This is a genomic window from Saccharopolyspora aridisoli (genome assembly GCF_004348445.1).
Classification (GTDB): domain Bacteria; phylum Actinomycetota; class Actinomycetes; order Mycobacteriales; family Pseudonocardiaceae; genus Saccharopolyspora; species Saccharopolyspora aridisoli.
This window is the reverse complement of the sequence record NZ_SMKV01000030.1, coordinates 1-20,986: the sequence shown is the minus strand read 5'-3', so window position 1 is coordinate 20,986 and position 20,986 is coordinate 1. Positions and strand designations below refer to the sequence as shown.

At 69.0% G+C, this 20,986-nt stretch carries 20 protein-coding genes; 13 read left to right on the top strand and 7 right to left on the bottom strand.

What is annotated here, in order from left to right:
* Nucleotides 1-36: 36 nt before the first annotated feature.
* Nucleotides 37-288 (bottom strand): DUF397 domain-containing protein, encoded by a 252-nt coding sequence (locus E1161_RS20555; protein ID WP_132625766.1) that lies wholly within the window; start codon nt 286-288, stop codon nt 37-39.
* 255 nt (nt 289-543) lie between these two features.
* Between E1161_RS20555 and E1161_RS20550 the strand changes: the two genes are divergently transcribed.
* Nucleotides 544-1,227 (top strand): GGDEF domain-containing protein, encoded by a 684-nt coding sequence (locus E1161_RS20550; protein ID WP_165939889.1) that lies wholly within the window; start codon nt 544-546, stop codon nt 1,225-1,227.
* A gap of 99 nt (nt 1,228-1,326) precedes the next feature.
* Here the strand turns inward: E1161_RS20550 and E1161_RS20545 are convergent, their stop codons facing one another.
* The gene (locus E1161_RS20545; RefSeq protein ID WP_132625762.1) at nt 1,327-1,548 is read right to left on the bottom strand and encodes a zinc finger protein; all 222 of its coding nucleotides are present in this window, start codon (nt 1,546-1,548) and stop codon (nt 1,327-1,329) included.
* A 110-nt stretch (nt 1,549-1,658) separates the two neighbouring features.
* On the opposite strand from E1161_RS20545, the gene E1161_RS28550 reads away from it, so the two are divergent.
* Both E1161_RS28550 and E1161_RS20535 read left to right on the top strand, forming a co-directional pair.
* Nucleotides 1,659-2,219, top strand: a complete 561-nt coding sequence (locus E1161_RS28550) for a DUF397 domain-containing protein (protein ID WP_328591293.1) — start codon at nt 1,659-1,661, stop codon at nt 2,217-2,219.
* A 167-nt stretch (nt 2,220-2,386) separates the two neighbouring features.
* The gene (locus E1161_RS20535) at nt 2,387-3,247 is read left to right on the top strand and encodes a helix-turn-helix domain-containing protein (RefSeq protein ID WP_132625758.1); all 861 of its coding nucleotides are present in this window, start codon (nt 2,387-2,389) and stop codon (nt 3,245-3,247) included.
* A 37-nt stretch (nt 3,248-3,284) separates the two neighbouring features.
* Here E1161_RS20535 and cysC read toward each other — a convergent pair whose 3' ends face one another.
* Together cysC and cysD are read right to left on the bottom strand one after the other, a co-directional pair.
* Nucleotides 3,285-5,096 carry an adenylyl-sulfate kinase gene (cysC, locus tag E1161_RS20530; RefSeq protein WP_132625756.1) on the bottom strand — a complete coding sequence of 604 codons (1,812 nt, stop codon included), beginning with the start codon at nt 5,094-5,096 and terminating at the stop codon, nt 3,285-3,287.
* A gap of 125 nt (nt 5,097-5,221) precedes the next feature.
* Complete coding sequence (cysD, locus tag E1161_RS20525; RefSeq protein WP_132625754.1) at nt 5,222-6,127, bottom strand: sulfate adenylyltransferase subunit CysD; 906 nt, start codon at nt 6,125-6,127, stop codon at nt 5,222-5,224.
* Between the two features lie 140 nt (nt 6,128-6,267).
* Here cysD and E1161_RS20520 point away from each other — a divergent pair, with 140 nt between their 5' ends.
* The 6 genes from E1161_RS20520 (at nt 6,268) to E1161_RS20495 (ending at nt 12,344) form a co-directional block, all read left to right on the top strand.
* Complete coding sequence (locus E1161_RS20520) at nt 6,268-6,735, top strand: nuclear transport factor 2 family protein (RefSeq protein ID WP_132625752.1); 468 nt, start codon at nt 6,268-6,270, stop codon at nt 6,733-6,735.
* Nucleotides 6,736-6,807: 72 nt separating this feature from the next.
* Nucleotides 6,808-7,971, top strand: coding sequence for a hypothetical protein (locus E1161_RS20515; protein WP_132625750.1), 1,164 nt, complete (start codon nt 6,808-6,810; stop codon nt 7,969-7,971).
* Nucleotides 7,972-7,976: 5 nt separating this feature from the next.
* Nucleotides 7,977-8,762 (top strand): SDR family oxidoreductase, encoded by a 786-nt coding sequence (locus E1161_RS20510; protein WP_132625748.1) that lies wholly within the window; start codon nt 7,977-7,979, stop codon nt 8,760-8,762.
* Between the two features lie 220 nt (nt 8,763-8,982).
* The gene (locus E1161_RS20505) at nt 8,983-10,137 is read left to right on the top strand and encodes a sulfotransferase family protein (protein ID WP_132625746.1); all 1,155 of its coding nucleotides are present in this window, start codon (nt 8,983-8,985) and stop codon (nt 10,135-10,137) included.
* Between the two features lie 35 nt (nt 10,138-10,172).
* A complete protein-coding gene (locus E1161_RS20500) occupies nt 10,173-11,333 on the top strand; it encodes a lactate 2-monooxygenase (RefSeq protein WP_132625744.1) in 1,161 nt (386 codons plus the stop codon).
* 168 nt (nt 11,334-11,501) lie between these two features.
* Nucleotides 11,502-12,344, top strand: coding sequence for an SAM-dependent methyltransferase (locus E1161_RS20495; protein ID WP_132625742.1), 843 nt, complete (start codon nt 11,502-11,504; stop codon nt 12,342-12,344).
* Here the strand turns inward: E1161_RS20495 and E1161_RS20490 are convergent, their stop codons facing one another.
* Entirely contained in the window at nt 12,345-12,704 is a 360-nt protein-coding gene (locus tag E1161_RS20490; protein ID WP_132625740.1) for a BlaI/MecI/CopY family transcriptional regulator, read from the bottom strand.
* A gap of 693 nt (nt 12,705-13,397) precedes the next feature.
* Here E1161_RS20490 and E1161_RS20485 point away from each other — a divergent pair.
* Entirely contained in the window at nt 13,398-13,754 is a 357-nt protein-coding gene (locus tag E1161_RS20485; protein WP_132625738.1) for a hypothetical protein, read from the top strand.
* Here the strand turns inward: E1161_RS20485 and E1161_RS20480 are convergent.
* Nucleotides 13,743-16,688 carry a glycoside hydrolase family 2 TIM barrel-domain containing protein gene (locus tag E1161_RS20480; protein WP_132625736.1) on the bottom strand — a complete coding sequence of 982 codons (2,946 nt, stop codon included), beginning with the start codon at nt 16,686-16,688 and terminating at the stop codon, nt 13,743-13,745. The two genes, E1161_RS20485 and E1161_RS20480, sit on opposite strands and share 12 nt — an antisense overlap.
* Nucleotides 16,689-16,837: 149 nt before the next feature.
* Here E1161_RS20480 and E1161_RS20475 point away from each other — a divergent pair, with 149 nt between their 5' ends.
* Nucleotides 16,838-17,572 (top strand): class I SAM-dependent DNA methyltransferase, encoded by a 735-nt coding sequence (locus E1161_RS20475; protein ID WP_235875174.1) that lies wholly within the window; start codon nt 16,838-16,840, stop codon nt 17,570-17,572.
* A gap of 84 nt (nt 17,573-17,656) precedes the next feature.
* A complete protein-coding gene (locus tag E1161_RS20470; protein ID WP_132625732.1) occupies nt 17,657-18,253 on the top strand; it encodes a hypothetical protein in 597 nt (198 codons plus the stop codon).
* On the opposite strand, the gene E1161_RS20465 is transcribed toward E1161_RS20470, so the two are convergent.
* On the bottom strand, nt 18,246-18,599 hold the full coding sequence (locus tag E1161_RS20465) for an ArsR/SmtB family transcription factor (protein ID WP_132625730.1): 354 nt from the start codon (nt 18,597-18,599) through the stop codon (nt 18,246-18,248). The genes E1161_RS20470 and E1161_RS20465 overlap by 8 nt on opposite strands.
* A gap of 25 nt (nt 18,600-18,624) precedes the next feature.
* Here E1161_RS20465 and E1161_RS20460 point away from each other — a divergent pair, with 25 nt between their 5' ends.
* Complete coding sequence (locus E1161_RS20460) at nt 18,625-20,574, top strand: heavy metal translocating P-type ATPase (RefSeq protein WP_132625728.1); 1,950 nt, start codon at nt 18,625-18,627, stop codon at nt 20,572-20,574.
* Nucleotides 20,575-20,986: the final 412 nt, after the last annotated feature.

Here is a 20,986-nt window from a genome sequence, read left to right as displayed (position 1 = left end):
GGGAGCAATGCGGCGTCCGATCGCCGCCAAAGCCAGTCAGCAGATTAGATCATCGAAGTCGCCTTCTTTAACCCCTTCGAGAAAAGCGGCGATTTCTTCTCGCGTGTAGACCAGCACTGGCCCCTGTTCGAAGCGGGAGTTGCGCACGGCGATCCGCCCGCGCTCCAGCTCGGCCACCTCGACGCAGTTCCCGCTCGGATTGCTGTGCGCGCTCTTGCGCCAGCGCAGGTCAGACCGCCAGCTCAGGTCTGCCCACCGCGGAGTCTCCGGCACTGCGGACTCCGGCATGGATGCCTCCAACTTTCGGGCGAAATCGCGTCCGTGCTTGCAGGTGTTCTTGCAAACGTTCTTGCATCTGCAATGTCAGTCCGGGACAGTAGCAGCAGCAGGACGATCGTCGATCTTGATCCGTCAGCGGGATCCGGTGCCCGGCAATCGGCCCCGGCGCGCGGGAGGAGGCCGAGGGATGATCCGGTTGTCGCGGCGGACGGTTCGCCGCGTGCATCAGATTCGCCCGGCTTGGCCCCAGGACCGGGCGGCCCGATGAGCGTGCTCGTCGCGGTCTGCGCGTTAGCCCTCTGCGCGATCCTCTCGGCAGCGCTGTTCGACTCCCGCCGCAAACGTCGCGAGCTCGAACAACGGCTCGTGGTGGCCGATCGCGCCGCGCACACCGATCCGCTCACCGGCTTGGCCAATCGCGCGGGCCTCCAGCGCGCGCTGGACCACCAGCGGGCCACCACCCGCCCGAGCGATCACATCGCCATGATCCTGCTGGACCTGGACGGGCTGAAGGAGACCAACGACCTCTACGGCCACGACTTCGGCGACAGCGTTCTGGTCGCGGTGGCCCACCGGATCAACGAGAAAGCCGGGCACGCGGCATGCGCAGCCCGGCTCGGTGGGGACGAGTTCGTGGTGCTGCTCAGCGGCGAGGCACCTCATGACGCGGATGCGCTGGCCACCGAGCTCTGCGCCGCCATCGCCTCGGCGGAGGTCATGTCGGAGATGCCGATCCGCTGCACGGCCAGCGCGGGGGTCGCGGTGCTGCCGGCGCACCGGATGCACCAGCTCGTCACCGCCGCGGACCAGGCCATGTACCGGGCCAAGTCCACGCGCGCGGGAACCTCCAGGTATCAGCCCCTCGCCGATGTCGCCGACCGGATCCCGCGAAACCGGACGGCACTGGTGGCCTTGGAAGGTGGCGCCTCGAAAGAGGCCCAGGCCTGATCCTCCCCAAGCCCTGGGGCTCTTCGAGAACGCGGCGTTGGCCGCTGCTCCGGGGGCGGGACTCAACTCGCACCGCCCAACCCCTTCCTCCGACGACCCCTAGACGGTCGCGGTTTGCCGGGCTCCGCCGACCATGCGGTGCGCTTCGGCGTTGCACGCAGGGCACGTGTTCCACAGCCACGCCACCTCGCCCACCTCGGCACGCATCTCGCGGTCGCAGAGCGTGGTGATGGTGCTCCCCGCCGGGTACCCCCCGGACGGCCGGTAGTCGGTGCTCGCGTGACGCTCCCCGCGCGCCGGAACCCAATGGAACGGATGCATCCGCACACTCCCCTTCGCTGCCGTGTCCCGCCGCGTCGTGTCGTCTTGCCCGATTCGCTAGTCGCCCACGATTCGGGTTTTGCGCTGTTCAGGTGAAATCCCGAACGACGATGCCTGCGATCACCGCCAAGCATCGGCCGCACGGTAGGGCTCCATATGAAGGAATATTCCCGATTCTGTCATGCCCGAAGGGGAGCACGCACATCGCACGCGCGACACCGACCTGCCGGTCCTGCCACGAAATCGCATGCGCCTGCCGCACTCTCACTCGTGCAGCGGTATGCAAGACCCATGCGCAATCCATGCCGGGCTGCCCGTCGGCGCCCCCAGGGCGCCCCGGTCAACTCGAGTGGCATGATCCCTCCTCGGATCGTTTACGATTAATCGTAAGCACATCTGCGCCACGGAGTCGAGAGATTCGGAAGGGATGTACCGCGATGCTTCACCCGGAACCGACCGCGAGCCCCGCCTTCAGCGCCACGGGCTGGACTTCGGCGTCCACCTGCGGACCGAACGGGGGGAACTGCGTCGAGGTGAACTTGACGAGCCCAGGACGTGTCGGGGTCCGCGACAGCAAACGCTTCACCGGTGACGTCCTGCTCAACTTCGACACGACCAGTTGGAATCGATTCCTCACCGACATGAGGGCGGGGACCTTCGACATCGACTAGATCTTCGCAGCTCACAGCCGTTCCTTGATTAATCACCGCCAGCGCGGATCACCGGCGTGACCTGCTTGCCGCGCACCCACTTCCGTGTGCATTACAGTGTTGTTCTTGACAAACGCGTTTGCGCTTGTCAGACGTGGTGACGGCAAGAGCACACGAGCGGAGGTCTGGTGCCGAGCACGGTAACTTCGCGACGCAGGCAGCTCGGGAACGAGATTCGCCGCGCGCGGCAGGCCGCGGGCATGACCCAGCAGGACGTCGCCGAGCTGCTCGGATGCAGCCAAGGCAAGATCAACAAGCTCGAGACGGGCACGGTCGCGGTCAAGAAGGCCGAGCTGCAGAAGATGCTGGAGGCGTTCCACACCGGCAGGGCCGAAGCCGATCTGATGCTGGAGCTCGCGCGATCCAGCTCCGGGCAACGCGGCCAGTGGTCCGGCTACCGCTCGGCGGTGCCGCAGTGGTTCCGCACGTTCACCGACCTCGAACCGGCCGCCACTGAGATCCTCAGCTGGCACGGCGAGCGCATCCCGGGCCCGTTGCAGTCAGAGCACTACATGCTCACCCAGTTCTCCGAGGACCGCGCCACCGACGTCACCGCGCTGGTGCGCAACCGGCTGGACCGCAGGCGGATCTTCGACCTGCCGCGCCCGCCCTACTACCGCTTCGTGCTCAGCGAAGCCGCCTTCCACCGGATGCCGGGCGGCCCGAACCCGTCGGTCGCGCTGGACCAGGTGGAGCACCTGCTGGACCTGCAGACCCGGTATCCGAAGGCCTACGTGCACATCCTGCCGTTCGACGTGCGGCTGCCGTACGTGCCCAACGACTTCACGATCATGCGGTTCTCCGACGGCACCAAGGACTTCGTCTTCGTCGAGCACGTCGCAGGCGGGCTGTACCTGGACGACGAGGACGACTTCAACCTGTTCAACGACGCGTGGGACCGGCTGCGCGGTGCCGCGCTGGAGCGCCACGACACCGTGGCCCGCCTGCAGGAGCTGGCGAAGGAGTACCGGAGCCAGATCGACTTCTGATTAATCGTGAAAGATTCTCGTCCGCTGCGCGACCGGGTCAGTCCAGCAGGTCCGCGATCATCGACGCCATGACGCCGGGATCGCCGGTGTCGGGCCGCAGCACCAGGTCGGGGTTCCGCGGGCGCTCGTAGACGTCGTCGACGCCGGTGAAGCCGGTGATCTCCCCCGCCCGCGCCCGGGCGTAGAACCCCTTGGGGTCGCGCGCCTCGCACATCTCGATCGGGGTGTCGACGAAGACCTCCACGAACGTCAGCTCCGCGTCCCGGTGCACTCGCCGCGCCCGGTCGCGGTCGGCGCGGTAGGGACTGATCAGCGACACGATCGACACCACGCCGGAATCGGCGAACAGCCGCGCCACCTCGCCGACGCGGCGCACGTTCTCGGCTCGGTCCTCCGCGCTGAAGCCCAGATCGGAGTTGAGCCCGTGGCGCAGGTTGTCGCCGTCGAGCAGGTAGGCCGGCCTGCCCGCCGCGACCAGCCGGCGTTCCAGTTCGACGGCCACGCTGGACTTGCCCGCCCCTGACAGGCCGGTGAGCCACACCGTCGCTCCTCGGGTGCGGCGCTGTTCCCTGCGCACGGCGGTGGAGACCCAGCTGACGTGGGACCCGGCGGTGTCCGGGCCGGTGATCATGCCCGCGGCCACGGTGTTGTTGGTGGCCTCGTCGACGAGGATGAAGCTGCCGGTGGTGCGGTTGCGGCGGTAGGCGTCGAACAGCAGCGGCTGCTGCGCGCGCAAGCGGACCCGGCCGATCTCGTTGAGCGACAAGGACGTCGCGCTCGTGTCGCGGTGCAGGGTGTTGATGTCGAGCCGGTAGTCCAGCTGCCGCACCTGGGCGCGCGTGCCGCGCGTGGTGTGCTGGAGCGCGTAGCGTCCGCCGGGTTCCAGCGCGCTCCGCTCGGTGAGCCAGCAGACCAAGGCGTCGACGTCCTGACCCGCGTGCGGCCGGTTCTGCGGGCGGCAGATCATGTCGCCGCGCGAGACGTCGAGGTCGTCGGTGAGCCGCACGGTGACGGCCTGCGGGGTGAACGCCTCCTCGACGACTTCCCCGCCCGGCCCCCAGATCTCCTCGATGCCGGTGGCGAAGCCGGAGGGCAGCACCACCACGTCGTCGCCGGGCTTGAGCACTCCGCCCGCGACGGTTCCCGCGTACCCCCGGAAGTCGCCGTCGCGGATGACGTACTGCACCGGCAGCCGTGCGTCGATGAGGTTGCGGTCGGAGGCGACGTGGACCTCCTCGAGGTGGTGCAGCAGCGAAGTTCCCCCGTACCAGGGCATGTTCCCGCTGCGGTGCACGATGTTGTCACCGCGCAGCGCCGAGACCGGGACGAACGTCAGGTCCGGGGCGTCGAGCTTCATCGCGAAGGAGGCGAACTCGGCGCGGATCTCGTCGAACCGCTGCTGCGAGTGGTCCACGAGGTCCATCTTGTTCACGCACACCACCAGGTGCGGGATCCCGAGCAGGCTGGCGAGGAACGCGTGCCTGCGGGACTGCTCGAGCACGCCCTTGCGCGCGTCGACGAGCACCAGCGCGAGATCGGCGGCCGATGCGCCGGTGACCATGTTGCGCGTGTACTGGATGTGCCCGGGTGTGTCGGCGATGATGAACTTGCGCCGCGGCGTGGCGAAGTAGCGGTGCGCGACGTCGATGGTGATGCCCTGCTCGCGCTCGGCCCGCAACCCGTCGGTGAGCAGCGCGAGATCGGGACCGTCGCTCCCGCGGCTGGCGCGCTCCACGGCCTCCAGCTGGTCGCTGAGGATCGTCTTGGAGTCGTAGAGCAGGCGCCCGATCAGCGTCGACTTGCCATCGTCGACGCTCCCAGCAGTGGCCAACCGGAGCAGCTGCGTCATCGGAGCTCCTCGATCCATGGTTCGTCTCAATCACTTCGCTCAGCGGTGCCGGTAGCGGAACCTGAGGCGGTGCGAGCTGCGTCCCACACCTGAGGCATGGGCCAACCGCCCCATGAACCGACCTCCTAGAAGTAGCCTTCGCGCTTCCGGTCTTCCATCCCTGCTTCTGAGATGCGGTCGTCGGCGCGGGTGGCTCCGCGTTCGGTGACGCGGGCTGCGGCGACCTCGGCGACGACCTCGCGGACGGTGCTCGCCGTGGAGGGCACGCAGCCGGTGCAGGTCGTGTCGCCCACGGTGCGGAAGCGGACGGTGGCCTCGTAGGGCTGCTCGTCCTCACCCGGTGCCAGGTGGGGGTTGGTGGCCAGCAGCATGCCGTCGCGCTCGAAGACGGTGCGGCGGTGGGCGTAGTAGATCGGCGGGAGGTCGATGCCCTCGTCGAGCACGTACTGCCAGATGTCGAGCTCGGTCCAGTCCGACAGCGGGAAGACCCGGATGTGCTCGCCCTGGCGGTGCCTGCCGTTGTAGAGGTGCCACAGCTCGGGCCGCTGGTTGCGCGGGTCCCACTGGCCGAACTCGTCGCGGAAGCTGAACACGCGTTCCTTGGCCCGGGCCTTCTCCTCGTCGCGGCGGGCGCCGCCGAAGACGGCGTCGAAGCGGTGCTCACCGATGCTGCGCAGCAGGGTCTGTGTCTGCAGGCGGTTGCGGCCGCCTCCGGGCTGCTCGACGCAGCGGCCCGCGTCGACGTCGTCCTGCACGCTGCCGACCAGCAATCGCAGGCCGAGCCGTCGCACGGTGCGGTCGCGGAAGTCGATGACCTCGTCGAAGTTGTGGCCGGTGTCGATGTGCAGGACCGGGAACGGCAGCGGTGCGGGCCAGAACGCCTTGGTGGCGATGTGCAGCATCACCGCCGAGTCCTTGCCACCGGAGAACAGCAGCGCGGGACGTTCGAAGGACGCGGCGACCTCGCGGAACACGTGCACCGCCTCGGCTTCCAGGCCTCGCAGGTGGGTCAGCTCGTAGGTCGTGGTCACCCTGGACCCGCCCTTTCCATCGGAACCGAACCTAGAACGAGTTCCACAGAAAAGTAGAACAAGTTCTTGCGCTCGGTCAAGCTGCGCGGAAAGCTGGGGCAACCCCGAGACCAACCCCCCGCAAGTCACAAGGAGGCGTCATGGACCTCGTCGCGCTGGAGGAGATCAAACGACTGAAGTACCGCTACCTGCGCGCGGTCGACCTCAAGCTCTGGCACGTGCTCGCCGAGGCGCTCACCGAGGACGCCGTGGCCGAGTACGGCACCGAGGCCACGGGATCCAAGCTCGAGCTCACCAGCCGGGAGGAGATCCTGAAGTTCATGCGGGACAACCTCGGTCCGAGCATCATCACCACGCACTCCGCCGGCCAGCCAGAGATCGACATCGACGGCGACACCGCGACCGGCATCTGGAGCTTCGAGGACACGGTCATCGCCACCGAGTTCAAGACATTCATCAAGGGCGCGGCCTTCTACGAGGACGACTACCGCCGCGAGCCCGACGGCCAGTGGCGCATCAGCAAGACCGGCTACACCCGCACCTACGAGCTGATGCACACCTTCGACGACCTCCCGAACTTCGAGCTCACCGCGAACCGGTGGAGCTGAGGAGCCCGGGGGCTTTCGCCCTCGAGAGTCAGACGACCGCAGAGCACTAGAACGAGTTCTCAAGAGGAGCTTATGCTCACTCAGCCCTTCGCCGATGCCGTCTCCGAGGCCGAAGAGGTCATCCGGCACGCCAAGCACATCCGCGACGAGCAGGACCTGATCGAGGGTTACGACTACCTCGCGGGCAGCATCCAGGCATCCCTCATGCTGGCCTGGGCCTACGAGCGGGACTTCCCGCACTTCGTCCAGTCCACCGGCCCCTACACCAAGATGGGCCTGGACAACCCGGACGCGCTGTACTTCCACTCCTACATCCGCGACGACGCCGAGTACGTGGTGACCGGAGAACGCGGCAGCACCGCGGATCTGAGCTTCCAAGTGCTCAACGGCGACTACTCGCCGGTGGACGTGCCCGACAGCCTCGCCGCCTTCGACGACCGGCGGATCGACATCGACGACAACGGTGACTTCGAAGTGCGCTTCGGCCCCGGCCCCGCCGGTCCGAACTACTTCACGCTCGCACCGGGTTCGGCGATGCTGGTGGTGCGCGAGGTCTACAGCGACTGGGACTCGGAACGGCGCGGCCTCATCCGGATCCGGCGGGAGGACACCACGGGCACCGCTCCCCCGCCGCGCACGATGGATGCGCTGAGCAAGCGCTACGGCGTCGCCGGCAAGATCCTGCTGAGCCGGTTGCGGACGTTCCTGGCGTTCCCGGAGTGGTTCTACCTGAACCAGCCGGTGAACACGATGAACGATCCGCGCTCCACACCGGGCGGCCTGGCCACCCAGTTCTCCTCGGCCGGGCACTTCGAGCTGTCCGAGGACCAGGCGATGATCGTCACCGTTGCCAAGTCCGAGGCCCCTTACCAGGGCTTTCAGCTGGGCAGCCCCTGGTACGTCTCCACCGACTACATCAACCACCAGACGAGCCTCACCGCGGAGCAGGCGCGCACCGATCCCGACGGCAAGATCCGGTTCGTCATCACCGAGCGCGATCCGGGGCTGGCGAACTGGCTGGAGCTGACCGGGCACACCCGCGGCTACCTCCAGGTCCGCTGGCAACGGCTCTCCCGCGATCTGGGCCCCGAGGACGGTCCGGACGTGGAGGTAGTCGGCTTCGACGAACTGCCGCAACGGCTCCCGCACCACGAGCACTCCCGAGTGACACCGCAGGAGTGGCGGGAGCGAATCGCCGCGCGGCAGGCGGCCGTGCACGAACGGATGCTGGGGTGAGGCCGATGCTGGACGGACTCCTGCGCGACGAAGTCGTCGTGATCTCCGGAGTGGGACCGGGACTGGGCCGGGCACTGGCCCAGCGGTGCGCGATGGCCGGTGCGGACGTGGTGCTGGCGTCGCGGACCGAATCCCGCCTCAAGTCCGCCGCCGAAGAGGTCACCGACCTCGGCAGGCGAGCGCTGGTGGTGCCCACCGACATCACCGACGAGGGCGCGGCCGCCGCGCTGGTGACGCGGTCGGTGGAGGAGTTCGGTCGGGTCGACGCGCTGATCAACAACGCCTTCGCGATCCCGCCGCTGGCCGACCTCGCCGACACCGACCTGGACGCGATCCGGCAGGGGTTCGAGACCAACGTGCTCGCCGCACTGCGGCTGACCCGGCTGTTCACCCCCGCGCTGGCCGAAACCCGGGGCGCGGTGCTGATGGTGAACTCGGCGGTGCTGCGGCACTCCCGCCGCAACTACGGCGCCTACAAGATGGCCAAGTCCAGCCTGCTGTCGCTGGCGCAGAGCCTGGCCACGGAGCTCGGGCCGAAGGGCGTGCGGGTCAACTCGATCGCGCCCGGCTACATCTGGGCGGACTCGCTGAAGTGGTACCTCGGCCACCTCGCCGAGCAGCGCGGCGTGACCCGCGATGAGGTCTACGAAGAAACCGCCGCCACCACCGACCTGCGCAAACTGCCCGAACCGGAGGAGATCGCCGACGCCGCGCTGTTCCTGATCTCCGATCTTGCGCGAATCGTCACAGGGCAATGCCTAGACGCGAACGCAGGAGAATTCCACCACTGAGTTCCTTCTGCAGGTGGTCGTTCTGCTCAGCGGCGCGGGTGGCGGGACCACCTTCTGGACTCCGTGCGCCACTCCTGATGTGTGCCAATGCACGGCGTCGCGGCGTACTCGCCAGAAGCGTGCCAGAACCCGCGGCGGTACGGGTTGCGAGGTTGGTTCGCACGCCTCGCGGCTCCGCCGCGTGCGCACCGTTCCCGAACGCGGACTGGAGGAGCTTTCCATGGGTTTCGAGCGTGAAGGTGTTGGCAGTGTTGAGGATTTGCACGCCTCGGCCAGTCGTCGCGTTGGGTTGGACGACTTCGGGGTGGATGACTACACCGACGGTCTTGGCGTGCTGCTGGAGTCCTACGCGCGGGATGCGGACCTGACTCCGTTGGGCAACAAGGTCAAGCGGTCTTTCCTGCGGGGAGCGTTGACCGCGCGGCTGTTCAGCGAAGCGGCGTGGAAGCAGCACCCGCAGCACGCCGAGGTCGCCGTCGAGCGCCCCATCTTCGTCACCGGACTGCCCCGCACCGGCACCACGGCGCTGCACCGGCTGCTGACCGCCGACACCGGCAACCAGGGGCTGGAGCTGTGGCTGACCGAGGTGCCGCAGCCCCGGCCTCCCCGCTCCACATGGGAGGACGACCCCGTCTTCCGGGAGGTTCAGCAGGGCTACACCCGGCACCACGTGCAGCACCCGGAGTTCATGGGCGTTCACTACATGTCGGCCGAACAGGTCGAGGAGTGCTGGCAGCTGCTCCGGCAGTCGATGCGCTCCACCTCCTACGAGTGCCTGGCGCACCTGCCGACCTATTCGCGCTGGTTGGAGGGACAGGACTGGACCTCGGCCTACGCCCGGCACAAGCGCAACCTGCAGCTGATCGGGTCGCCCGAGGACAACCGGCGCTGGGTGCTGAAGAACCCGAGCCACCTGTTCGCGCTGGACGCGCTGTTCGAGGTCTACCCGGACGCGCTGGTGGTCCAGACCCACCGGGAGCCGCGCACCGCGATCGCGTCGGTGTGCAGCCTGGCCGCGCACGCCACCCACGGGTGGTCGGAGACCTTCCACGGCGACACGATCGGCCGCGACCAGCTCGACCTGTGGTCGCGCGGGCTGGTGGAGTTCAACGCCGCACGGGCGCGGCACGACCCGGACCAGTTCTTCGACGTGCGCTACGAGGACTTCATCGCCGACCCGATCGGCGTGGTGGAGCGGATCTACGGGCACTTCGGGCTGCCGCTGAGCGAGAACGCGGCAACATCGATGCGGAGCCTGCATTCCGAGAGCACCGCAGGGCACGCCAAGCCCGCGCACCGGTATTCGCTGGCCGACTTCGGATTGCGGCCGGAAGAGGTCGACGAGCGCTTCGCAGGGTGGACCCCCGTCGGTTAGATTCCGCATCGAATTCGACGACCGGAGGGGCGGGCATGGCGTACGGCGACTACCAGTTGGAGATCTACCTCAACGGCTTGAGCGGGGTGCTGCCCGATCTCCCCATGGAGTTCGAGGAGCTGGAGGAACGCGCGAAAGCGGCCATGTCACCGACGGTCTGGTCCTACGTCCACGGCGGGGCCGGATCGGAACGCACGCAACGCGCGAACGTCACCGCCTTCGACCGCTGGGGGCTCGTGCCGCGCATGTTCGTCGGGGCCACCGAGCGCGACCTCGAAGTGGACCTGTTCGGCTTGAAGCTGCCGTCGCCGGTGTTCATGGCACCGATCGGCGTGCTCGGGATCTGCGCCCAGGACGGGCACGGCGACCTGGCCACCGCCCGCGCGGCGGCGCAGAGCGGTGTGCCGATGGTGGCCTCCACGCTGTCCTCCGATCCGCTGGAGGACGTGGCGGGCGAATTCGGTGATGCACCGGGGTTCTTCCAGCTCTACACGCCGAAGGACCGGGATCTGGCCGAAAGCCTGGTTCGTCGGGCCGAGAACGCGGGCTACAAGGGCATCGTCGTCACCCTCGACACCTGGATCCCCGGGTGGCGGCCGCGCGACTTGGCCACTTCGAACTTCCCGCAGCTGCGCGGGCACTGCCTGAGCAACTACTACAGCGATCCGGTCTTCCGCGCGGGACTGGACAAGACGCCGGAAGAGGACCCGGGTGCCGCGGTGCTGCGCTGGGTCTCCACCTTCGGAAATCCGCTGACCTGGAACGATCTGCCGTGGTTGCGCTCGTTGACCGACCTGCCGCTGATCGTCAAGGGCATCTGCCACCCCGATGACGTGCGCCGCGCCAAGGACGGCGGTGTGGACGGCATCTACTGCTCCACGCACGGCGGGAGGCAGGCCGACGGTGGTCTTCCCGCCCTGGAAGTGCTGCCCGAGGTCGTCGACGCGGCCGACGGGATGCCGGTGCTGTTCGACTCCGGCATCCGCAGCGGCGCCGACATCGTCAAGGCCCTGTCCCTGGGCGCCACGGCCGTGGGCATCGGCCGTCCCTATGCCTACGGCCTCGCGCTCGGCGGTACCCCGGGCGTCGTCCACGTGCTCCGGAGCCTCCTCGCCGAAGCGGACCTCATCATGGCCGTGGATGGCTACCCCGCGCTTGCCGACCTGACCCGGGAAGCCCTCCGACGCCTGACCTGAACCGCATCGATTCCCGTTGCCGGGCAACCTATCTCGTTCACCACGAGGGTGGAGGTCGAGGCCACCGCGCGGGAATGTCCGGACGAAAGCGGCGACCGGGTCCCGCGCGGTGGCGAACGCCGCTACACTCCGGCGGAACATGATTCAGTCCACTGGAGTTCGGGGCCGATGGGAAACGAAGGCGACGCCGCCGGCGTCGGGGCGACGGCCGGCATTGACACCGGCAAGGCGAGCATCGCGCGCGTCTACGACATGTTCCTGGGCGGCAAGGACAACTTCGCGGCCGACCGCGAGGTCTACGAGACGATCCAGGCTGTCGCACCCCAAGGTGACGAGGTGGCCAAGTCGATCCGCCGCTGGCTGACCCGCGTCGTGCGGCACCTGGCCGGGTTCGAGGTCGGTATCGACCAGTTCCTCGACATCGGCTCCGGCCTGCCGACCGTGGACAACACCCACGAGGTCGCCCAGCGCAACCACGCCGAGGCCACCGTGGTCTACGTCGACAACGACGCGACCGTGGCCGCCTACGGGCGAGCGCTGCTGGAGGAGAACGACCACACCCACTTCGCCACCTCGGACCTGCGCGACCCTGCGGCGCTGATGGCGACGCCGCAGGTCGCCAGGCTGGACTTCGACCGGCCGATCGCGCTGATCCAGTGCGCGACGCTGCACCACATCGACGACGAGGCCGATCCGGTCGGGTTCATGGAGCACTACGTCGACGCTCTGCCGTCGGGCTCGTACCTGGCGATCTCGCACTGGTGGGACCCGGGCGACGAGCTGCCCGAAGGACACCTGATGGCCAGGGAGCTCGAGCAGCGCTGGCGCGAGTCGTCGATGGGCACCGGCCGCTACCGCACGCGCGCGGAGATCGCCGCGCTCTTCGCGGGACTGGAACTCGTCGAGCCGGGACTCGTCGAGCTCAACGACTGGTGGCCGGAGGGACCCCGCATGCGCGAGACCTCACTGGTCGAGCGCCTGATCCTCGGCGGCCTCGCCTACAAGCCTTGATCAGCCCTGTTCGCGCTCGCGCAGAGCCGCGCGCAGCGCTTCCGCCTGCTCGTCGCTGATCGAGGCGACGAAGTGCGCCAGGACGACGTCCGGGGCGCCCGAGGCGACGAGAACCTGGTGCAACGAGCGTGCCGCGGCTTCCTCGCGGGTGCGCGTCGGCCGGTACAGGTACGCCCTGCCGTCCATGTCACGCTGCACCCAGCCCTTCCGATGCAGGTTGTCGAGCACCGTCAGCACGGTCGTGTAAGCCAGCGACCGGCCGGTGTCGAGCCGCGACAGCACCTCGCGCACCTTGATCGGCTCCACCGATTCCCACAGCACTCGCATCACCGCGGATTCGAGCTCACCCAGACAACGCATCGGCCATCCTCCCCGGGCACATCGTACTTCTCGGATGAGCACGTCGCGCACGCTATGTGAATGGCGTTCAACTTTATTGGCAGAACGCGATCCACTTTGGACCGGCGTCCGCCCGCAAGGCCGTTGACCCACAATAGGATTCACAACTACTATGATCCTTAGTAGCGGTGCAGCCCCCAAACCCCGACGCCGCTACCTCGCGAGGCAACCGGTACTCCCCCTCACCGGCCCTCGCCGAATGCTGGGCGGGTCCCACCCCCCCTGGGATCCCGCCCAGCCCCAGCGGAGAAAACCGCACCAAGCGGATTTCGCTGATCCGCTTGCGCCCGTTCGAATGCGCCCCGCGGTCGCTCCGCGCCTGCTTACCAGGTTTTTCGCAACCGGAATCCGGACGACACCATTTCAGAAAAGGCGAATTGGATGCGGATAGATCGATGAGCTGCAACACCCGCGTTCCGCAAGCGCAACTCCCCATTGGTGGGCGGCACAAGGTTGCCGCGACGTGATTCGCGCGTATTCGGATTGTTTTCCCCGATGTGAATTCCCTCCTATTCCGCGCCGGTCCGCTCTGCGATGCTTGCCCGCCGCCCCGGACGACGGCCGATCCAGGGCACCGCAGAGGAATTCGGATGGCTTCATGACACCCACACAGCACTCCCGGCTCACCGGCGCGCCGCACCTGCGGGACCCGCGATGACCGCCCAGGAGAACCTCGGCGGCGAGGTGGAGCAGCTGCTGCGCGCCTTCGAGGCGGCCCTGGCCGAGACCGACCTGGTCGGCAGGCACGCCGATCCCGACGAAGAACCTCCTCAGCTGCGCGAACTGCGCGACCAGGTGGTGCGGCAGGTCCAGGACGTGCCGGTCGACGAGCTGCCGCGCGAGCGGTGCCAGAACTGCGACGGCAAGCGCGAAGTTTCGGCGGTGCACGTCCGGCGCAGCGAGGACGCAGCCCCTCCCGAGGTCGTCACCTCGCAGCGGCTGTGCCCCAACTGCTGGGGAACCGGGCTCTCGCTCCGGCACACCGACCAGCCGCCGCAGCTACACGAGTAGCTCGCCGATGCCGAGGAATCCGTCCTCGGCACCGGGGTTCGCACTGGTCAGCTCGATCCGAACCCGGTCGGTGGTCACGGGCTCGAAGGTGATGCGGGTGGTGGCGGCCGGCTCACCGCTCTGCCCTCGCACCGGGACGAAGCGGGAGCCGTCCCAGTAGCGCACCTCGATCGACGCGGGCACCGCGTGCGCGGTGTCGACGGTGAAGGTCAGCTCGACCGCGCCGACCCTGCGAGGTTCCGGCCAGGCGATCGACACCCAATCCCGTGCGTGCGCTGCGCTGATGGCGGGCAGCAGGCCCGTGGCCTCCTTCACGTAGTGGTTCGACCAACCGGTCGCCAGGTCCCCGTCGATCATGGCGGCGGGGACGGTGTCGGCCGAACCGGAGTAGCTCGCGTCCGCGGTGGTCTCGGCCGGGCGCGCGGAACCCGCCATCGTCACCCGCACGTCCGCACCGGCGGGGACGATCGCCAAGGCCTTGCCTCCGAACGCCTTCCGCGTCGCCGAGCGGTAGTTCTCCGCGCTGTCCTGCTTGCCGTTGTCGGTTCCGAGCACCTCCCCGCCGGTGGCGGTGAAGGTCAGCTCGTGCTCCGCCGAAGGCACCAGGACGCCGTCGACGTCGACGACCTCGGCGGTCACGAACGACAGCGCACCGACGTCCTCCCGGCTCAACCGGACCTCCGCCGCGGGTCCGGCGGTGCGCACCACGTCGCGCGCGACCTCCGCGCCGTCCCGCTTGGCCACCGCCACCAGCTCGCCCGGCTCGAACGGGACCTCCCAGGTCAGGTGCAGCTTGCCCGCACTGCCGTTGGGACTCGTGTAACTGCCCGGGAACGGGCCGTCGGTGACCGTCTTGTCGTCACCAGTCGGTTCGGTGGTCTCCAGGTACTCCCGGCCATCGGTGGTGGTCTTGCGGTCGAAGCTCCTCTCCCCCAGCGACCGACCGTTGAGCAGCAGCTCCACGGTCGGCACGTTGCTGTGGGCCCACACCGTCACCGGCTCGCCCGGTCGGTGATCCGTCCAGTTCATCGGCACCAGGTGCACCATCGGCTCGCGGGTCCACTGGCTGCGGAACAGGTGGTACTGGTCCTTGGCGAACCCGGCGGTGTCGACCGCGCCGAAGAACGACGCCTTGACCGGGAAGACGTCCGAGTATGGCGTGGGTTCGCCGATGTAGTCGATGCCCGACCACAGGAACTGGCCTGCGAAGAACGCCCGGTCCCGATCCTTCTTCAGCCCGTACTCACCGCTGTAGGTCCACGGGGACAGGTTGTTGTCGTAGGAGGACGTCCCGCGCTTGCCGGGCGTGTGGTTCTCGCCGGTGTTGAGCTGGTGCGGGCTGTCGTAGACACCGCGCGTGGAGGTCTCCGAGGACGATTCGGACTCGAAGAGGAACACCTGCGGGTACTTCGCGTGCAGCTCGTCGACCGAGGAGGCGTTGTTGTAGTTGAGCCCCACGCCGTCGAGCATCCGCAGGATCTCGTCCTGGGGCGAGCCGTCGGCCGGAACGCTGCGGTGCTTGTCCGAGCCGATGACCACCGGCCGCGTCGGGTCCAGCGCGCGCACCCGGTCGACCAGGCGCCGGGCGATGGGAACCCCGGCCGGCGAGGTGAAATCGGGGATCTCGTTGCCGATCGACCACATGATCACGGCCGGGCAGTTCTTCGCCGCTTCGACCATCTCGGTCAGGTCGGCGTCGCTGTGCTCGTCGAAGAAGCGGTGGTAGTCGTGGTCGGTCTTGCCGGTGCGCCAGCAGTCGAACGCCTCGACCTGCAGCAGCACCCCCTCGCGCTCGGCGGCGCGCAGCAGCTGCGGCGACGGCGGGTTGTGCGAGGTGCGGACCGCGTTGATTCCCATGCTCCGCATGGTCCTGAGTTGCCGGACGATCGCGTCGTAGCTGGTGGCGGCGCCGAGAGCGCCCAAGTCGTGGTGCAGGTTGACGCCCTGCAGCTTCATCGGCTCGCCGTTGAGCGAGAACCCTCGCTCGGTGTCGAAGGCGAACCAGCGGACGCCGAACGGGATGTCGGTGCTGTCCAGCACGGTTCCGCCCAGGGACAGCGAGACCTCGGCCGTGTGCAGCGCCGGGGACGCCACCGACCACAGCTGCGGAGCATCGAGCCGGAGGTCGAGGCCGAAGGTGCGCGGTTGGGGCGCGAGGTCGGCCGGTGTGGTGGCACGGGCGACCTCGGCGCCTCCGGGGTCGCGCAGGACCACGGTCAGTTCCACTCGTTTCGCACCGCTTTCGGCGACGGCGGTGGTGTCGACGTGCACGGTGGCGTGGCCGGGCAGCGACTCGGCGAGACCCGGTGTGGTGACGGTGATGCCGTGCCGCAGGACGTGCACCGGATCGGTGACGACCAGGTGCACGTCGCGGTAGATGCCGCTGCCGGAGTACCAGCGGCTGCTGGGCACCTGGTTGCGCGCCTTGACCAGCAGCTCGTTCTCACTCCCGTCGGTTCGGGCCAGCTCGGTGAGTTCGATCGCGAAACCCGTGTACCCGTAGGGATGGGCACCGACCCGTGCGCCGTTGAAGAAGATCTCGGAGTCCATGTACACGCCGTCGAACTCGACGGAGATCCTCTTGCCGGCGGTCTCCGGCGGCAGCGTGAAGGTCTTGCGGTACCAGCCGAGCCCGCCGGGCAGGAATCCCGTGCCGCCGGTGGTGAACTCGTCGTCGACCGGGTCGAGCTCGATGCTCCAGTCGTGCGGCAGGTCGACCGCACGCCAGGACGGGTCCTCCGGCGCGGGCGGCTGCGCGTCCTCCCCCGTGGTGTTGAGCAACGAGAACCGCCAGTCGCCGCCGAAGTCGACGCTGCGCCGCGAGCCAGGTGCCGCGACCGCGCGCGGGGCGCCGCCGAGCACCACGGGCGCGGTGGTGGCGGCTGCCGCCAGCGCGATCACCTGCCGTCGGGTGAGCACGAAATCAAACGCCATCGAACGCCCCTCGTGTTGAGTTCACCGCTGATTCAACAAGACCGAACGGGATGTTTCGCCCTCGGAGGATCGATGTCAACGCGGCCGATCGGGTGCTCGCGGCCGAAAATCCAGGGCGGCCTCGCGGACTCCGGTGCCATGGTTCTCGGGTGGTTGTGGACCATTTCGGCGAGGACGTCGCAGCGGAGTACGACTCCGACGAGGCGGACATGTTCTCCCCCGCGGCACTCGGGCCCGCGGTGGAGCTCCTCACCGAGCTCGCCGGTGCCGATGCCGCGCTGGAGCTCGGCATCGGCACCGGACGGGTGGCCCTGCCGCTGAGCGCTCGCGGTGTCCCGGTGCACGGCATCGACCTGTCCGAGGCGATGCTGGCGCGCCTGCGCGCGAAACCGGGCAGCGAGCGGATCGACGTCACGACAGGCGATTTCGCACGCACCCGGGCTCCCGGCGAGTTCGGCCTGGTGTTCCTGGTGTTCAACACGATCAACAACCTCACCACGCAGGACGAGCAGGTCGACTGCTTCCGGAACGCTGCGCGGCACCTGCCACCGGGCGGGCGCTTCGTGATCGAGGTCGGCGTGCCAGCCCTGCAGAAGCTGCCGTTCGGCGAGACCCACGCACCCTTCGACTTCGGCGCCGGCCACGTCGGCATCGACGAGTACGACGTGGTGGACCGGGGCTTGATCTCGCACCACTTCTGGAGGCGCGACGGCCGGTGGGACCTCGATTCGTTGCCGATGCGCTACGTCTGGCCCGCCGAGCTCGATCTGATGGCCCGGCTGGCGGGGATGCGCCTGGTGGAGCGCTGGGCGGACTGGGACCGCAGCCCGTTCACCAGGACCAGCGGCAAGCACGTCTCGGTGTGGCACAAGGAGGCGGGGTGAGGATCACCTGGATTGCCGCGATCCGCCATCAATGGTCTACAGTGGATGATCGACGGCTCGCAGCGGCTCTGGTAGGAAGCGCGCATGCGCTTCTACGCTGAACGCCCGATCCGCTTGGCAGCACAGGTGTTGTGCGACGCCCTCGCGATCGCCTGGGTCACGGGGTCGTGCTGGCTCGCCGGGCTCGCTGAGTCCGCGGTGCTGGAGTTGCAGGCACCCGGACATCGCATGATCGAGGCGGGCGGCGAACTCCGGAGCACCTTCGCCGATGCGGCCGGCACCGCCTCGGGAGTTCCGTTGGTCGGCGACGACCTGGCCGGCGCGCTGGGACGCGGCGGCTCGGCCGGGGGCGTGCTCGTCGACGCGGGCGTGCGACTGCTGGAAGCGGTCGAGCTGGCGGCCACCGGCGCCGCGGTGGTGATCGTGGCGTTCTCGCTGCTCCCGGTGCTGGCGGCGTGGTTTCCGCGCCGGGTCCGCTACGCCCGCGCAGCCGGGCAGGCCGTGGCGATGCGCGCCCGGGGAGCCGACCTGCTGGCGCTGCGCGCGCTGACCGAGCTGCCGCACCGCAGGCTCAAGAGGTTCGGTACCGAACCCGCGGCGGCGTGGCGCGCGGGCGACGCCGAGGTCATCGCGCAACTGGCCCGGGAGCGGCTGGCGTCGCTGGGTTTGCGCGTCAGCTGACCGCGCCGGAGCGGTCGACGAGCCCGAGCCGCAGGTGTTCGCTGTGGTAGACCGCCTCGTCGAGCAGCTGGGCGACGTGGTTGTCGTAGAGGCTGTAGACGATGCTGCGACCCGAGCGGGCGCCGACGACCAGGCCGAGGTTGCGCAGCAGCCGCAGCTGGTGGGACACCGCGGACTGCTCCATGCCGACGGCTTCGGCGAGCTCGGTGACCGGGCGCGGCCCCTGCCGCAGTTCGGTGAGGATCAGCAGCCGGCTCGGCGTGGCCAGCGCCTGCAGCGTGTTCGCCACGTGCGCGGCCGACTCCGCGTCGAGTCTGGTCGCCTCCCGATCCACTCCGTGTCCCATGCGAGCAGTCTAGACCCGCATTTGCATGAACGCATGTTCATGTGTTCTGCTGTGCGGGTCCAGCCCAGCTCTGCGGAGGTTCACCGTGGCCACGTCCACCACTGCTCCCCCACGCCTCGCGCCACCAGCGCGGACGCGGCTGTTCGCGCTGCCCGAGGTGCGCTGGGCAGCCGTCGCGCTCGGCCTGTTCCTGATCGGGCTCGGCCTGCAGCTGGCGGGCGCCCCGGCGTGGTCCTGGTGGGCGCTGTACCTGGCCTGCTACGTCACCGGCGGGTGGGAACCGGGGCTCGCGGGGCTGCAGGCGCTGCGGGAGAAGACCCTCGACGTCGACCTGCTGATGGTGCTGGCCGCGATCGGAGCGGCCTCCATCGGCGAGATCACCGACGGCGCGCTGCTCATCGTCATCTTCGCCACCTCGGGTGCGCTGGAGGCGCTGGCCACCGCGCGCACCGAGGACTCCGTGCGCGGGCTGCTGAACCTCGCCCCCGACACCGCCACGGTCGTCACCTCCGACGGGGTCGAGCAGGTGCGCCCGGCCGCCGAGCTGGAGGTCGGCGACGAGGTGCTGATCCGGCCAGGGGAGCGCGTTCCGGCCGACGGCGCGGTGCTGTCCGGCTCCAGCGGCGTCGACCAGGCGACCATTACAGGTGAGCCGCTGCCGGTCGACGTCTCGGCTGGTTGCGAGGTGTTCGCGGGCACCCTCAACGGCACCGGCTCGCTTCGCGTGTGGGTGAGCCGCCGCGCGGAGGACTCGGTGGTCGCGCGCATCGCGGCGCTGGTCGAGGAGGCCGGGCAGACGAAGGCGCGATCCCAGCTGTTCATCGAGAAGGTCGAGCAGCGGTACTCGATCGGCATGGTCGCCGCGACCGTGGCGCTGTTCGCGATCCCGCTGCTGTTCGGCTCCGACCTGCGGGAATCGCTGCTGCGGGCGATGACGTTCATGATCGTCGCCTCGCCGTGCGCGGTGGTGCTGGCGACGATGCCCCCGCTGCTGGCCGCGATCGCCAACGCCGGACGCCACGGCGTTCTCGTCAAGTCCGCGGTGGTGATGGAGCGGCTGGGCACGACCACGAAGGTCGCCTTCGACAAGACCGGCACGCTCACCCGGGGAACTCCGGAGGTCGCCGAGGTCCGAGTGCTCGACGACGCGTGGAGCCGCGACGAGCTGCTGCGCGTGGCCGCTGCGGCCGAACGCCCCAGCGAGCACCCGCTGGCCGCAGCCGTGGTGCGCGCCGCCGAACGGGCAGAGCTGTCGCTGCCCCCGGCCGACGACTTCGCCGCGCTGCCCGGTCGCGGAGTCACCGCCCGGGTCGAGGGGCACCACGTCGAGATTAGTGCCGCCCCTGCGGAGTTCGAGGTGCAGCCGGGTCACACGCCGGTGCTCGTGCGGTGTACCGGTGAGCCGATCGGGCTGCTGGCGATCACCGACCAGCCGCGTCCGGAAGCCCCTGTAGCCGTGGCGGTGACTCGCGGCCTGACCAGCGAGCCGGTTCTGCTCACCGGCGACACGGCGGCCGGAGCGTGTGAGCTCGCCGCGCACGTCGGCATCACCGATGTGCGGGCCGGGCTGCTCCCGGAGCAGAAGCTCAACGTGGTCGACGAGATGCAGTCGGCGGGACACCGGGTGGCGTTCGTCGGCGACGGCATCAACGACGCCCCGGCCATGGCCACCGCCCACGCCGGGATCGCCATGGGCGGCGCGGCCTCCGACCTCACCCTGCAGACCGCCGACACGATCATGGTCCGCGACGACCTCCACGCGATCCCGGCGGTCATCGACCTCTCCCGGCGAGCCCGTCGCGTCGTCACGGCCAACCTGGTCATCGCGGGCACGTTCATCGCCGTCCTCGCCACCTGGGACCTCGTCGGCCACCTCCCCCTCCCCCTCGGCGTAGCCGGCCACGAAGGCTCCACGGTCCTCGTCGCCCTCAACGGCCTGCGCCTCCTCCGCCGAGGCGCCTGGAAGACCAGGTAACGCCACCGGCATCCCGCGCGCCGAACCACTCACACCGATCGACCGACAGACCCACCGTCCCGTCCGCAGCTGGCCCCCGATCTCAGTGGAAGTCCTTCGCCGGACCTCAGTGGAGGTCGGAACCCGGATTTCCGCTGAGATCGGGGAAGCAGGATGACCACCACGCGTCAGGACGGTCCCAACAACCCCGACCACCTCTGCGATCAGCGTCCGGATTGCCGCCGTGATCGGGGACCCGGAGCGCGGCGGTGATCGGGTTTGGTGACGGGACCGGCGAAGGTTGCCGGTCGGGGTCAGGACGGCGGAGGGATGCCTTCGCCGGGGCGTGCCCGGGCAGTTCGGGCTACAGGTCGAGGGTGAGGGTCGTCCGGGCTCTGGAGACGCAAGGGGTGATGTGGGTGGGGTGCTGGGA

Coding starts and splice junctions, on each gene's coding strand:
- E1161_RS20555 (WP_132625766.1), bottom strand. CDS start 288: ATGCCGGAGTCCGCAGTGCCGGAGACTCCGCGGTGGGCAGACCTGAGC.
- E1161_RS20550 (WP_165939889.1), top strand. CDS start 544: ATGAGCGTGCTCGTCGCGGTCTGCGCGTTAGCCCTCTGCGCGATCCTC.
- E1161_RS20545 (WP_132625762.1), bottom strand. CDS start 1,548: ATGCATCCGTTCCATTGGGTTCCGGCGCGCGGGGAGCGTCACGCGAGC.
- E1161_RS28550 (WP_328591293.1), top strand. CDS start 1,659: ATGCCTGCGATCACCGCCAAGCATCGGCCGCACGGTAGGGCTCCATAT.
- cysC (WP_132625756.1), bottom strand. CDS start 5,096: ATGACGCAGCTGCTCCGGTTGGCCACTGCTGGGAGCGTCGACGATGGC.
- E1161_RS20520 (WP_132625752.1), top strand. CDS start 6,268: ATGGACCTCGTCGCGCTGGAGGAGATCAAACGACTGAAGTACCGCTAC.
- E1161_RS20515 (WP_132625750.1), top strand. CDS start 6,808: ATGCTCACTCAGCCCTTCGCCGATGCCGTCTCCGAGGCCGAAGAGGTC.
- E1161_RS20510 (WP_132625748.1), top strand. CDS start 7,977: ATGCTGGACGGACTCCTGCGCGACGAAGTCGTCGTGATCTCCGGAGTG.
- E1161_RS20505 (WP_132625746.1), top strand. CDS start 8,983: ATGGGTTTCGAGCGTGAAGGTGTTGGCAGTGTTGAGGATTTGCACGCC.
- E1161_RS20500 (WP_132625744.1), top strand. CDS start 10,173: ATGGCGTACGGCGACTACCAGTTGGAGATCTACCTCAACGGCTTGAGC.
- E1161_RS20495 (WP_132625742.1), top strand. CDS start 11,502: ATGGGAAACGAAGGCGACGCCGCCGGCGTCGGGGCGACGGCCGGCATT.
- E1161_RS20490 (WP_132625740.1), bottom strand. CDS start 12,704: ATGCGTTGTCTGGGTGAGCTCGAATCCGCGGTGATGCGAGTGCTGTGG.
- E1161_RS20485 (WP_132625738.1), top strand. CDS start 13,398: ATGACCGCCCAGGAGAACCTCGGCGGCGAGGTGGAGCAGCTGCTGCGC.
- E1161_RS20480 (WP_132625736.1), bottom strand. CDS start 16,688: ATGGCGTTTGATTTCGTGCTCACCCGACGGCAGGTGATCGCGCTGGCG.
- E1161_RS20470 (WP_132625732.1), top strand. CDS start 17,657: ATGCGCTTCTACGCTGAACGCCCGATCCGCTTGGCAGCACAGGTGTTG.
- E1161_RS20465 (WP_132625730.1), bottom strand. CDS start 18,599: ATGGGACACGGAGTGGATCGGGAGGCGACCAGACTCGACGCGGAGTCG.
- E1161_RS20460 (WP_132625728.1), top strand. CDS start 18,625: ATGAACGCATGTTCATGTGTTCTGCTGTGCGGGTCCAGCCCAGCTCTG.